At 43.6% G+C, this 13,876-nt stretch carries 14 protein-coding genes; 6 read left to right on the top strand and 8 right to left on the bottom strand.

Annotation, left to right across the window (positions count from 1 at the left end):
* The first annotated feature begins 43 nt into the window (after positions 1-43).
* Together JMX82_RS02090 and cysE are read left to right on the top strand one after the other, a co-directional pair.
* Positions 44-487 carry a YtoQ family protein gene (locus JMX82_RS02090; protein ID WP_201539183.1) on the top strand — a complete coding sequence of 148 codons (444 nt, stop codon included), beginning with the start codon at positions 44-46 and terminating at the stop codon, positions 485-487.
* Between the two features lie 149 nt (positions 488-636).
* Positions 637-1,563, top strand: a complete 927-nt coding sequence (gene cysE, locus JMX82_RS02095; protein WP_201539184.1) for a serine O-acetyltransferase — start codon at positions 637-639, stop codon at positions 1,561-1,563.
* A 109-nt stretch (positions 1,564-1,672) separates the two neighbouring features.
* Here the strand turns inward: cysE and JMX82_RS02100 are convergent, their stop codons facing one another.
* A complete protein-coding gene (locus tag JMX82_RS02100) occupies positions 1,673-2,218 on the bottom strand; it encodes a DUF924 family protein (protein WP_201539185.1) in 546 nt (181 codons plus the stop codon).
* Positions 2,219-2,392: 174 nt separating this feature from the next.
* Here JMX82_RS02100 and JMX82_RS02105 point away from each other — a divergent pair, with 174 nt between their 5' ends.
* Positions 2,393-3,127 carry a glucose 1-dehydrogenase gene (locus JMX82_RS02105; protein WP_201539186.1) on the top strand — a complete coding sequence of 245 codons (735 nt, stop codon included), beginning with the start codon at positions 2,393-2,395 and terminating at the stop codon, positions 3,125-3,127.
* A gap of 108 nt (positions 3,128-3,235) precedes the next feature.
* Here JMX82_RS02105 and JMX82_RS02110 read toward each other — a convergent pair whose 3' ends face one another.
* From JMX82_RS02110 to pheA, 6 genes are all read right to left on the bottom strand, one after another.
* Positions 3,236-3,814, bottom strand: coding sequence for a 2-amino-4-hydroxy-6-hydroxymethyldihydropteridine diphosphokinase (locus JMX82_RS02110; protein ID WP_227676259.1), 579 nt, complete (start codon positions 3,812-3,814; stop codon positions 3,236-3,238).
* Positions 3,807-4,217: a dihydroneopterin aldolase gene (gene folB / locus JMX82_RS02115; RefSeq protein WP_201539187.1), complete on the bottom strand. Its 411-nt coding sequence runs from the start codon at positions 4,215-4,217 to the stop codon at positions 3,807-3,809. The genes JMX82_RS02110 and folB overlap by 8 nt, the downstream gene beginning before the upstream one ends.
* A gap of 50 nt (positions 4,218-4,267) precedes the next feature.
* On the bottom strand, positions 4,268-5,230 hold the full coding sequence (gene rarD, locus JMX82_RS02120) for an EamA family transporter RarD (protein WP_055124102.1): 963 nt from the start codon (positions 5,228-5,230) through the stop codon (positions 4,268-4,270).
* A 307-nt stretch (positions 5,231-5,537) separates the two neighbouring features.
* Positions 5,538-7,949, bottom strand: coding sequence for a bifunctional prephenate dehydrogenase/3-phosphoshikimate 1-carboxyvinyltransferase (locus JMX82_RS02125; protein WP_413786752.1), 2,412 nt, complete (start codon positions 7,947-7,949; stop codon positions 5,538-5,540).
* A gap of 171 nt (positions 7,950-8,120) precedes the next feature.
* The gene (gene hisC, locus JMX82_RS02130) at positions 8,121-9,263 is read right to left on the bottom strand and encodes a histidinol-phosphate transaminase (protein WP_201539189.1); all 1,143 of its coding nucleotides are present in this window, start codon (positions 9,261-9,263) and stop codon (positions 8,121-8,123) included.
* A 163-nt stretch (positions 9,264-9,426) separates the two neighbouring features.
* The gene (gene pheA, locus JMX82_RS02135) at positions 9,427-10,608 is read right to left on the bottom strand and encodes a prephenate dehydratase (protein WP_045455471.1); all 1,182 of its coding nucleotides are present in this window, start codon (positions 10,606-10,608) and stop codon (positions 9,427-9,429) included.
* Between the two features lie 517 nt (positions 10,609-11,125).
* Here pheA and JMX82_RS02140 point away from each other — a divergent pair.
* The gene (locus tag JMX82_RS02140) at positions 11,126-12,067 is read left to right on the top strand and encodes a transaldolase (protein ID WP_055124105.1); all 942 of its coding nucleotides are present in this window, start codon (positions 11,126-11,128) and stop codon (positions 12,065-12,067) included.
* 142 nt (positions 12,068-12,209) lie between these two features.
* On the top strand, positions 12,210-12,686 hold the full coding sequence (locus JMX82_RS02145) for a hypothetical protein (RefSeq protein WP_055124106.1): 477 nt from the start codon (positions 12,210-12,212) through the stop codon (positions 12,684-12,686).
* Positions 12,687-12,784: 98 nt separating this feature from the next.
* Here the strand turns inward: JMX82_RS02145 and JMX82_RS02150 are convergent, their stop codons facing one another.
* Positions 12,785-13,354: an adenine phosphoribosyltransferase gene (locus JMX82_RS02150; RefSeq protein WP_055124107.1), complete on the bottom strand. Its 570-nt coding sequence runs from the start codon at positions 13,352-13,354 to the stop codon at positions 12,785-12,787.
* Positions 13,355-13,709: 355 nt separating this feature from the next.
* Between JMX82_RS02150 and JMX82_RS02155 the strand changes: the two genes are divergently transcribed.
* Positions 13,710-13,874 (top strand): rubredoxin, encoded by a 165-nt coding sequence (locus tag JMX82_RS02155; RefSeq protein WP_011280463.1) that lies wholly within the window; start codon positions 13,710-13,712, stop codon positions 13,872-13,874.
* Positions 13,875-13,876 lie beyond the last annotated feature (2 nt).

A 13,876-nucleotide genomic window follows, 5' to 3' on the forward strand; every position in this document is an offset into this window, starting at 1 on the left:
GATTTTAAAAATGATAGGATTCAATAATAAAAAGGAATTGATGATGAATTGGAACGTTTATTTGTCCGGAGAAATACACACCGACTGGCGACAAAAAATCATGCAAGGCGCGAAAGACCAAGGTTTAGACATTACCTTTACCTCAGCAGTCACTGAACATGAAGCCAGTGATGCCGCCGGTGACGTACTCGGTAAAAATGACAATGGCTTCTGGCGCGACCATCAGTCATCAAAGGTAAATGCGATTCGCACCAAAAACATGATTCAAAAATGCGATATTGCTATCATTCGTTTTGGTGATAAATATAAGCAGTGGAACGCTGCCTTCGATGCCGGCTACTGCGCGGCTTTAAGCAAGCCGTACATTACCCTTCATGCTGAAGATATTATCCATCCGCTAAAAGAAGTCGATGCGGCGGCAATGGCATGGGCGCAAACGCCAGAGCAAGTTGTTGAACTGCTAAAATATGTTGTCAGTGATAGCTAAATCATAAATAATTGCCTGTAGATAAATTGTCAATGACTGGCATTTTATCTGTCAGTCGTCTGTTTTTATTTATCGCTCATCGCTATATTTTGTGCTGCAAAGCTGCTATAACTAAATAGATTGTAATCAAAAATATGATAGGACAATTTATGTCATTGCCAACTGCCTTATTCAAATCACTTTCACGCATCAAAAAAGACCTAAAAGAAGATATCGATGCGGTATTTAACCGTGATCCTGCTGCGCGTAATAGTCTGGAAGTCATCTTGACTTATCCTGGCATCCACGCGCTCGTCCTACATCGCGGTGCCCATTATCTGTGGCAAAACGAGCAAAAGCTGGCGGCGCGAGTAATTTCTTATGGCTCACGCATCATCACAGGTATTGAGATACACCCTGCTGCCAAAATCGGTCGACGGTTTTTTATTGACCATGGTATGGGCATTGTCATTGGCGAAACGGCAGAGATTGGCAATGATGTGACCCTTTATCACGGGGTCACGCTTGGCGGTGTGTCATGGAACAATGGCAAGCGCCACCCTACTTTAGAAGATGGGGTTATCGTTGGTGCTGGTGCTAAAGTATTGGGGCCATTTACTGTCGGTAAAGGCGCCAAAATTGGCTCAAATGCCGTCGTAGTAAAGGCAGTACCAGCAGGTGCGACTATGGTCGGCAGCGCAGCTCGGATGATATCAGACCATCATGATGAAAAGGGCAATCCAATTGTCAAAAAAGTCGATGATGCCAACCAGCAAGAAAAAGTAGCGCAAGCTGCTTCTACAGATAATGGCATAGATAAAAAATCAATAGATGAAAAAGCCACCAACCGCTCAGTACGCGAAACTGCTTTTCAAGCTTATGGTATCGATCCAACCTCACAAGATCCTGTGGCTGAAGCTTTTGCTAAAATGCTAGAGCATATTCAACAATCAGAAAATCGCTTAGATCAATTACAAGCAGCGATGTGCAAAATCGATCCTGACTTTTGTAAAAAAGAATATGATAAATTATGCTTAGAGGATATCGATGTGATTGGTCGTGCTGATATGGATGAGATAGGCACTGAGCAGAAGTAATCTGCTAGCTGTCGTCTATACTGAATGAAAAGAGGCTAAACAGCCTCTTTTTCTATTTTAACCAATTGATAAATAACGCTTTACTGACTAGCTATTTAATAGACAATATTTATAAAAAAGATGAGTCAGGCTGCGTCAAAAACTCTATTTCTTCACTACTTGAAACCCGTCCCAAAATATCATTACAATGCGGATAACGACCAAAACGATCGATAATCACTTTATGTTTCAGCTCAGCATCGATAGTGTCTGCATTGCTATATTGCTTAAATAGCTTCTCTGCTTGCTGATGAATCAGTTTTGATTCGCTGTGCATATAAGGCATCAATAAAAACTTACGTTCATCCATCGTTTCAAGTGCCTCTAATGCACCGGCAGCCACCGCCTCTTGCGCGAGCGCGAGACTCATCGTATCTTGGGCAAAAGCCGCTGGCGTATCACGGTAAATGTTGCGCGAAAATTGATCCAATATAATAATTTCTGCTAAACACCCTTTTATGCTGCTTCGCCATGTATAAAATTCTACGGCGGCGGCTTGCTCAAGTATATCGCTGTACCGCTCTATTAATAATTGATCAAACGCTATATCTTTCTCAAAAAACTTCTCACTACCTGCCTCATCAAAACAGAAATTTAATATGTCGTTGTACATCATTTCCTCACTACATTATTCAAAAAAGTCAGCCAAAAGCATTATTCAAAGCTATGTTTAAAACTATCTTTTAAAAACATCAAGTATTGACTTTTGGTTTCATAATCACTAAGGAGTATTTAGCGATTCTGTCCTATACTCTTTCATTATTCATAACTAAAAAAAATAGGAAAACTTATGGCTCGTTTACAAGACAAAGTGATTATTATCACAGGTGCCGCTCAAGGCATGGGCGAGACTCATGCACGTTTGTGTATGCAAGAAGGCGCTAAAGTGGTCTTGACCGACATCAATGCTGATAAAGGCGACGCATTAGCAAAAGAGCTTGGCGATAGCGCTTTATTCATTAAGCATGATGTCACTAATGAAGACGATTGGGCGCAAGTCGCTAAAGAAACACAGGAAAAATTTGGTCGAATTGATGTACTGGTCAATAATGCAGGTATCACTACGCACAAATCTATTTTAGATACGTCAGTAGAAGATTATCGCAAGATTCTAGAGATTAACCAAGTATCGGTCTTTTTAGGCATGAAAGCAGTCATTCCAACGATGAAAGCCGCCAAACAAGGTTCTATCATCAATATTTCATCAATTAATGGCTTGGTTGGCGGCGCTATCGGCTATACCGATTCTAAATTTGCGGTACGCGGTATGACCAAAGCGGCAGCATTAGAGTGTGCCCCTCATGGCATTCGCGTGAACTCTATTCATCCAGGCGTCATCGCCACACCGATGATTATGCAAGGTGATACCAAAGATGCGGTTGAAGCATTTGCCAAAACTATTCCGATGAGACGTGTGGCACAGCCCGAAGAAGTCAGCAGCATGGTGTTATTCTTAGCGTCAGATGACTCAAGCTACTCGACGGGTTCAGAGTTTGTCGTTGATGGTGGTTTGACCGCACAGTAGGCGTAATAGTTAAAATTTTTAAATGTGATATAGGCTGGGCATTTTGCTCAGCTTTTATTTTGAGAGGTTTTAAGAAAAACACTAGGGCGTGTCTTCAATAACTTCTACTTATTTAGAATAGCATCTTGGCTGCTTCATGTGACCTTTTAAGAAATGAACTTTAATCAACTCCTCTACCCCTGCTCTTTCATGCGCTTTGAATGGGTAACGATCTGCCATTACAATCCAATTATATTCTTCAAAGTCTTTATTACTGCTTAGGCTATTTTTATTGATAAAGGTTTCTATCAATAGAATATCGATATCCATCGTAACTTTTTTTATTGGCGTCTGAGCTTCTGTTAGACGCTGTCTATGACAGTCACCTTCAAGATCTTTAAAAACCTGCTGTAACTGTTTCAGTGTCATTGGCTCTACCAAACGCAAATAAACGCACTGATTGGTATAATCGGGCTTTGGTTGCGCTTCGGTCGATGTAAAGTCAGGATTTTCAAATGCAGTAGATAACTGTATTTCCCCTAGCGCCGCTAGATCTTTTCGGACAAGCGGCAGATAATGCTCAGCTTGATAATTACTGCCTAAAGCCAATAATACTGCCGTCACAGACTGCGTTTGCAACTGTTCAGGCGTCTGCTTTTTTAGCGTTTCAAGACTCAAATCAGCCAAATTTTTATGCATATTATGCATCATCGTCCTTGCTTACAACTGGCTTATTTTCAATGACCGTTGCATAACGCGTGATCTGCACCCCAACCGCATCGGCTTGCTTTATAGCAGTGGGCTTAGCAATGCTTAAAGTGATTTTATGACAGCTATATTTGGCAAGCAACTTATCAGCAATTTGCCCCGCTAAATGCTCTAGCAACTGCGCTTTAATCGCTTGGCACCACGCGCTCACATCATCGCAAACCGCTTTATAATTCAGCGCATCATTGACATCATCTGAGATAGCCGCACAGCTGATATCTGTTTCAAGTGCTATATCAATCAGCAGCGGCTGCGTGATTGCGCGCTCCCACGCGTAAACACCGATGACGGCTTCCACTGTTAAGCCTTTAACGAATACTATATCAGATTCGGTATGAAACATGCTTTCATCCTTGTTTGCTAAATTTTAATTAGATTTTGAACTCAGGTTTTTTAATTGGTTTTCTGCAACGCCTCTTCACGCAAACGCGCAGCTTTTAGCGCTTTACTAGGGCGATGACGCCATAAGTCAATGCTGAATAATAACAGACCAAACCAAATCAGACCAAACACTGCAAGACGCTGTAAATCAAATGGCTCGTTATAATAGAACACCGCTAAGAAGAAGATAAAGGTCGGCGTCAAATAATTCATAAAACTTAAAATGCTATAAGCAACGAGCTTGGTAGATTTATTAAACAATAACAGCGGTATCAAGGTAATCGGCCCTGCGATCATTAGTAGCCAAATATTGGGACTAAACCAAAAACTCAATTGACTGCTGACCACATCCGCTTGCCAGAACCACCATAAGCAAATCGGCACCAACATCGTTGTTTCGACAAACATAGCATCGACTGCCGTCAAAGGCGTCTGCCGTTGAATGGTGCCATAAGTACTAAAACTAAAGGCTAAAATCAGTGATATCCATGGCAAGCTACCAATCATAACTACTTGAATGACCACGGATAATAAGGCGAAACCGATGGCAACCCATTGCAGCGTACGTAAGCGCTCTTTGAATAAAATCATCGATAGCGCAACGCCCACCAATGGTCCGATAAAATACCCCAAACTGGCTTCGAGAATGCGGTCGTGATTGACGGCCCATACATAAGTGAGCCAGTTGGTGGCAATAATCAAACCCGATATAAATGAGAACGCGATCCATCTCGGATTTTTCTTTAAGGTATCGATCCATTGCCAGCGCTTGGTGACTACCAACACGATAAGCAAGCAAGCAAACGTCCAAATAATACGGTGACCGATAATTTCGGTCGCATCGTAGGCGGCCAATTGTTTAAAATATAATGGAAACCCACCCCAGATAAAAAAGGCAATGAGGGCGGTGATGATGCCACGTCTGGTTGTTTTAATGGGCGTAACTGGTTTTTTGATGACGTTTTGGGTGGTCATAGTACAGTACAACTTTTTAGAGCAAAGCGCACTCTTGCCCCATATTAATTTTTATATCAATTCAATGGCAAAAGCGCAGGGTCACTACAGATAGGATACAAGTTAAAAAGCAATGCGCTCATGCCAATATAGGCATCAACACATTGCTAACGATAACAACTTTAAAAACAACATTTACATCAAGGCTGATAAGCAACTTTTTAGACTTTATTGAATGCTGTAGCCAGCATTTTACAAGTCAGCACTTTAAAGCTCAGTGTTGCAAAAGCCAATAATACTATTCAGCAAGTTAATATAGTTTGTGGTATTAAACCGTGGCATTATCAACTTTAATAGACATTCCAATGTGATTGGCAAGCTCTGCAAATCCTGGGAAACTGGTATTAACGGTTTCAACACCTTCAATAGTAATTTGCTTGGATGCACGTAAGCTGGCAATTGCAAAACTCATGGCAATGCGATGATCATGGTGCGAGGTAATATGACCGCCACCAAAGACAGGCTGGCTATTATTGACATTGCTATTTTGACCTTCAATGCCTTCGCCTTCAATGCCTTCGCCTTCAATGCCTTCGCCTTCAATGCCTTCGCCTTCAATGCCTTCGCCTTCAATGCCTTTACCTTCGATGCCTTTACCTTCGATGCCTTTACCTTCGATGATTAGCCCATCTTCCGTCACTGTACAATCAATACCCAGTGTTTGTAATCCTTCTGCCATGACTGCAATACGATCAGACTCTTTTACGCGCAGCTCTTTGGCACCAGTCAACACCGTACGACCTTGCGCACAGCTGGCAGCAATGAACAATACTGGAAATTCGTCAATCGCTAATGGCACTAAATGCTCTGGGATTTCAATACCTTTTAGGCTTGAGCTACGAATAGTGATATCAGCGACTGGCTCGCCGCCGACATGTGTCTCATTACTTAAGCTGATATCTGCTTGCATTAATTTTAAGATATCGATAATGCCCGTGCGTGTCGGATTAATACCTACTTGCGTCAAGGTAAGCTCGCTATTTTGGCTGATCGCAGCAGCGACCATAAAAAATGCCGCAGAGGATATATCAGCAGGGACAGCGATATCACCACCTGTGAGTTGCCCGCCACCGGTTACACTGATACGATTGCCATCAACCATTACGGGATAACCAAAAGCTGAAAGCATACGCTCGGTATGGTCTCGACTGACTTCCGGTTGGGTAACGGTTGTGGTGCCTTCTGCCCAAAGTCCAGCCAACAATAAGCAAGATTTAATCTGCGCAGAAGCCACAGGCATCTCATAATCGATGCCTTGTAATGGCTTACCGATAGTCGCTCGACCAGTGATACTAAGTGGTGCCGTACCACTATGACCCGTACTTTGAATGACTGCACCCATCTCGCGTAAAGGTGCGGCCACACGCTCCATTGGGCGCTTGTTCAGGCTGGTATCACCTGTCAACACGCTGTCAAATGATTGCGCCGCTAAAATACCAGCCAGCAGGCGCATGCTAGTACCTGAGTTGCCCATATACAATGGTGTTTTACTCGGTTTCAGACCGTTCATACCCACGCCATGGATGGTCAATTTGCCATTGTCTGGCCCTTCAATGGTCACGCCCATATCACGGAATGCTTGCAAGGTGGCAAGCGCATCTTCCCCTTCCAAAAATCCAGTGACATTGGTCACGCCTGTCGCAAGGCTGCCCAGCATAATGCTGCGATGCGAGATAGACTTGTCACCAGGAATGGCAATAGTGCCCAATACAGTATTGCTAGGAGTAATATTATAAGAAGCTGACATGGCAGAAGTATCCGTATAAGGGGTGCTGGCTAACATATGGCCAAAATGTCGCCGTGCGGCTTGCGCGCGGCCCAAAAGTCCCATCAGGGCGGTTGAATCTTTATCGATGATAAGCTGGCGCATGGTCTGTAGGTAAACGCCATACTCATCAAGGGCGCTAACAATCGCGCTTTCGTTGGCAAAAAATATATCGTGCCACATTTTAGGATCACTGGCAGCGATGCGGCTAAAGTCACGAAAGCCGCCCGCTGCATAGCGAAACATATCTAAATTATCATCATGGCTCGCCAATTGCTCAACCAAATTAAACGCGAGCAAATGTGGCAAATGACTGGTGTGCGCCAATATACGATCGTGGTGTTCCGCATCCATTGACATAACGTTTGCACCCACCGCTTCCCATAACTGCCGCAGCTTGGTAATCGCTACATTGCTTGTAGTAGGTAGCTCACAAATAATGACACTATGATTAACAAACAATGTCGCGCGTCTGGCATGATATCCTGAATTCTCAGCACCCGCAATCGGATGCGCTGGAACAAGACCTATAGGCAATGAGCCAAAGACGGCTTTGGCAGCGTCAATTATATTGACCTTGGTGCTACAAACATCAGTAATGATGCAGTCAGTGGCAAGTTGTCCATTATCCATCGCTGCTTTGATATCAATAAATACGGCTTGCACCGCTTGTACTGGTACGGCGATAACAATCAAATCACTACCAAACACTACTTCACTTAAGACAGCACTACCAGCGTCTAATAAGCCGTGCTGAATGGCTTCGTCGATGCTTGGTACATGTCTATCAACCGCCACCAAGCGCTCACTCAAACCATTGTCTTTAATGGCTTGGGCAAGGCTCGCACCGATAAGCCCTAGACCAATCACACAAATTTGTTTAAATAACGGCGGCTGAGTATTCATACACTGCATATTATTGTTTTGATTGCTTATGTTTTGATTGCTTATATTTTTTTGCTGGCGACTCACGGCTTTTCTCGTTAAACAAACTAGCGTCAGAATGACTAAAACAAGCCAACGCTAGTGTCATAAAAATGATTAATAAATTATTTACTTATCCAAAACGACCTAACATACTTCTGATCAATTATCAGTCAAGATTGAGCGCAGTGTATCAATCAGGCGCATATTTTCTTCTGCCACCCCTACTGTGATACGCAGCCAATGAGGTAAGCCATAGCCCTCTAATGGACGGACGATAACACCCTGCTCTAGCAATGCTTGATGAATAGAAGCAGCGGTGATGTCTTCCATCTCAACGGCTATTTCCACCATAATAAAGTTGGAATGCGACTTAATGAAACCCAACCCTAACGCGTCAAACTGCTTTTCTAACCAGCGCATTTGCTCATCATTCATCAGACGAGTTTTTTCAATAAAGTCTGAGTCAGCAAGTGCTGCAGCCGCAGCAGCTAAAGCCACTCTACTCACGTTAAATGGTTGACGGATTCGGTTGAGTAAGTCCGCAACAGCCACTGAGCTAAGCGCATAACCGACACGTAAACCCGCCAGTCCATAAGCTTTGGAAAAAGTGCGCACGATGACGACATTATCAAATTCATCTAACAACGCCCGATTATTACTCTCAGGGCTATATTCAATATACGCCTCATCTAATACCACCAATACCGAGCTTGGTATACTAGCCATAAATGCTCGTAACTCTTGAGGTTCAAGCTGCGTGCCAGTTGGATTATTAGGATTGGCGATAAAGACTATTTTAGTATTGGGGTTGTCTTGAACCGCTTGACTCATCGCTTTTAGATCATGACCAAAGCGATGGGCAGGCACTTCTATACCTGTCGCCCCTTGTATTTTAGCCAACATCGGATAAACGATAAAAGCATATTGACTGTAAACGATAGCATCGTCAGCACCAGCAAAACTACGCGCTAAAATATCAAGCAAATCATCAGAGCCATTGCCCAAAGTAATCTGCTCGACACTGACATCATTGAAGTCAGCCAGTGCTTGTTTTAGATAGTAACCGTTGCCATCAGGATAACGTGCCAACTGACCCAATTGCTCAGTAATCGCTAGCGTGACGTGCGGTGAGCAGCCTCTTGGGTTTTCATTACTGGCAAGTTTTACCACATCTGAGACGCCATACTCACGCGTCAACTCTTCAATCGGCTTGCCCGTTTGATAAGGCACCAGCTCTAAAATACTATCATAGGCAGGTACAAGCGGTGATAAATTTGACTCTACTGAATGAGATGACGGCATGATTTATCCTTAGATATGATTTTGGCAAGTGATGTGACCCATTCGGCGTTATATCGTTGGTTCAATTTCAAAGCGAGTCAAGGGGAACCAAGGCAACCGAGTGCAGATGATTATGTGATGCTTTACGCGAGGTAAACGCCATGACTCTTTTACAGTAGAGGGACTATAGCACTGCTTTTGGATAAGAACCTAGAACGCGCACATCTTTTACCAATGGACGGATATCAGCGATAGCAGCGCTGACGTTTGGCTCGTCAATATGACCATTCATGTCGATGAAGAATACGTATGCCCACTTATTCGGACGCTCAGGACGGGTTTCGATACTGGTCATCGACACGCCATGATAAGACAAAGGCTTCAAAATCTCGATCAATGCGCCCGCTTTGTCATGTGCTGATACGACGATAGACGTTTTATCCTGACCTGATGGCGCAATCGCTTCATGACCGATGATAAGGAATCGCGTGGTATTGCTCGGGTTGTCTTCGATATTTGAATATAGCTTATGCAAGCCATATTCAGCAGCAGCCACATCACCTGCAATTGCCGCTGAATGCCATTCATTTTTCAAGCGGCGGGCCGCTTCGCCGTTGCTCGATACCGCCACGCGCTCGACATTAGGATAATTGACATCGAGCCAATGACGACACTGCGCTAGTGACTGCTGATGCGAGTAAATACGGCTTAAACCATCAAGTTTGGTATGCTCAGCGACCAAGAAATTCTGATGAATCGGCAGCTCAACTTCTCCAATTATCTTTAAGGTAGAAGACAAAAAGCCATCTAACGTATGGTTGACCACACCCTCAGACGAGTTTTCGACTGGCACCACACCATACATCGCTGTGCCTGCTTCAACTTCACGGAATACATCAGTGATGGTGGTCATTGGTACGGTATCAGCGGCTTTACCGAAATGTTTGAGCGCAGCAGCATGAGTAAAAGTACCTACTGGTCCCAAGAAAGCAATGCGCTGCGGTGCCTCTAAGTCAAGGCAGACCGACATGATTTCACGGAACAACCGCGCCATTTTGTCATCAGCGATCGGACCTGTGTTGCGTTCCATCACCGCTTTTAGCACTTGCGCTTCACGCTCAGGGCGATAAAAAATAGGATTACTATTGTCGGCAGTCGGGTTATTGACAATGTGTTGTTTCTTTACTGCGGCCACTTGCTGAGCCAACTTGGCACGGTTATTAATCAATGTCTGGATTTCGCAGTCTACTGTATCAATACTTTGGCGAATATCGTCCAAAAACGCTTTTTCAGTTGCAGTATCGTTAGCCCCTGCGATGGCTTGATTTAGCTTATCCATATTTTGCTCTGATGACTGCTCACTCATTACCGCCTATCCTTTTTCTAAAATTATTACTGAGTTTTTTTACTATTAGGTACTGCTTTTTAACTTTGAAGGCATTAAGTATTGCTAATTATCGACAACCAATCATCTCATTATTGAATCAGCACTCAATGACGGTCAGGGGTGTCAAGCATACTAGCAGTGATATTCGATAGGAATCACACTAAATAGCAAGCAGCCTCTCAAAAGCACCCTGTACTGCTAGCGTTGTCGTCTACTATTGCCGCATGTTAGTCACACACCAGCATGCAAATGTAGCAGCCAGATCGCTGACCCGCTCTACTATAACAAAAACTATCGACAGTGCCCATGTGTAAATGCGCGTAAATTCGTCAATATTGGCAAACAGAGGCAATATGGCAGCGATGTACGGCAAAACTATGAAGGAACATCCACTCAAAACTATGTTACAGTCTAAAACTGATAGCAAATAGCACTATAAAGTAGAAAATCGCCACGTAACTGAACACAATCTGTTTTTGATCAAAAAGGATATATGATGAGCGCATTACAACAGCTTCGTACCATGACCACCATTGTCGCTGATACTGGCGACCTTGCCGCCATTGCGCGCTTAAAACCTATCGATGCGACCACCAATCCAAGCCTCATTACTAAAGCACTCCTCCATCCTGACAACCAAGGCATGCTGTCAGAAACCATGAGTCGTCATAATGGCAATATAGATGCAGTGATTGACGCGCTAACCATTCAGGTTGGCTGTGATATTTTAGAGCTTATCCAAGGCCGCGTCTCTACCGAAGTGGATGCTCGTTTGTCTTATGACACTCAAGCGACGATTGATAAAGCCCTAGCATTTATGGAAGCTTACCAAAAAGCAGGGGTTAACTCAGAGCGCGTATTAATTAAGATGGCCGCGACATGGCAAGGTATTGAGGCAGCACGCTATCTTGAAACCCAAAATATTCACTGCAATTTAACGTTGTTATTTGGACAGCATCAAGCAATTGCCTGTGCGGATGCAGGCGTGACATTGATATCGCCTTTCGTTGGTCGTATTTTAGACTGGCAAAAACGCCAACAAAATCGTCAAAACGTGCCCGCTTCTGATGATATGGGCGTGCAGTCTGTAAAGCGCATTTATCAATACTACAAGCAGCATAACTATAATACGCAAGTGATGGGCGCAAGCTTCCGCTCGACTGAACAGATATTGGCGCTAGCAGGGTGTGATCTATTGACCATCGCGCCTGACCTTATCGACGCGCTGGCAGCGATGGATACTGAGGTGATACAGCAACTGTCACCTAGCATGTCATTAGATGTGGCTGACATGAAACGCGTGAGTCTAACGCGAGAGGAGTATAGTAGCGCCTATCAGCAAGACACGGTTACACAAGATTTATTACCAAAAGGTATCGATGGCTTTATTGGTGCTCGTGATGAGCTTGCTCAGATGTTAGCAGCGATGCGTCATTGATATGAGCGTCGAGCGTTATAAACGGTGATGAGTATGATCAGCACTTCACAAACCTCAGTCGCAGGTCATAAAAGAAATTTGCCTGCTAATAGTAAGTTGGCTATCATGGCTCACTTCTCACAACAAGAAGCAAGGCTTGATTATGAAACGGCTATCAGTGTTATTAGTGGGTGGTGTTCTAGCAGTCAGCACGCATGCAGTGAACTGGTCAAAAATATCAGAAAGTCCTACTGGATCAATTTTTAGCTTAGACTTGGACTCTATTGAAAGCTCCGACATCAATATCATAGACGAAAAAAGTGTCGAAAACATCACCGTATCTATCCGCAGAACATACCCTGCACAAAAAGATGAAACGAAAGTAGATAAGGAAGGTAAAGAAAAAGCGATTCATCATAGCGATCAGCAATTGCTCATCTCTTGCAAAGACGCCAGTTACTATAGACGCGCTTACGTTAACTATGATGCCAATAACAAGGTATTAGAATCTTGGCAATCAGAAAAACCCATATTAACCACCAAAGATTTTAAGATAACCAAGCCAAAAACGATTAGTCGCATGCTAATAGAACAGGCGTGTAAAACTTACCTTACCAGCAAGACAAGTAACGTACGTTAAGACAAAGCAAATACAGGCAATCAAAAAAGCGCGCTAAACTCATTCAGCGCGCTTTTTTGATTGCTTCATTTCACGCTATTCACTAAGCGTTGCCAGTTTTAAGCCTTTAAGACCGTATAGACAGGCACTGGAAATTCGCCATGCAAATCAACCAAATCTAGCAATACTAACGCCCCCACTACAGTATGATCTGCCGATTTACACAACTCATAAGCGGTGGTTAAAGTGCCGCCTGTGGCTAAAATATCATCGACCAATAGCACGCGCTCAGGCGGTAGATTGTTTTGCATCTCAAGCGTGTCCTTACCATATTCTAGAGCATACGCTTTATTGGCAACGGGCGGTGGCAGTTTACCGGGTTTACGTAGCAAAATCATCCCTTTGCCCAATCGACCTGCAAGCAAACTTGCAAAGACAAAACCACGCGCTTCAACTGCCCCTAGACAATCTACCTCATCCATCACCCCTTCAGGCAGTGCGGCGAGCAATGCATCTATCACCTCATTAATATGACTGCGCAGTAACGGCGTAATATCATAAAAATCAATGCCGACTTTCGGGAAGTCTGGTACTGTGCGAATCACTTGCCAAAAGGGATGATCCGTATTGAGCTTATTAGACGACTCATTTTCGACATTTTTAGATGTAGCGGCAGCATTTATGCTCATGGTAACCCTTAGCTTATATGACTTAGATAATGTAATTTAGATAATAATCTATCAACAATAAATGATGGCTAATACTGTGAATTTAGCGGCGCTTATTATAACATAATTGATAGAAATATCGCAGTTGAGCGCGTAAGCGTACAGGTGCTTACTGACAGACAGAAGACCTAAACCCCTTGATAAAAACCAATCAATCTCAATATACAAGTGTAAACTTAACGACGAAAATCACGGTTATATGCTAAACTATGTGCGCTTTTACAGTCTCATCTAGCGGCTGTGATTGTAAATATGAACGTTAAAAACACCCTGTAACACGGATTATAAACACTGATAATGCTCGATAGGACTATTTATGAAACGTTATGAATGTATCGTCTGCGGCTGGATATATGATGAAGCACTCGGCTGTCCCGAAGAAGGGATTGCCCCAGGCACCAAGTGGGATGACATCCCTGATGATTGGACCTGCCCAGAGTGCGGTGTGGGCAAGCTTGATTTTGAGATGCTTGAGCTGTAATA

Origin of the sequence: Psychrobacter sp. 1044, from assembly GCF_904846525.1 — a bacterium.
Classification (GTDB): Bacteria; Pseudomonadota; Gammaproteobacteria; order Pseudomonadales; family Moraxellaceae; genus Psychrobacter.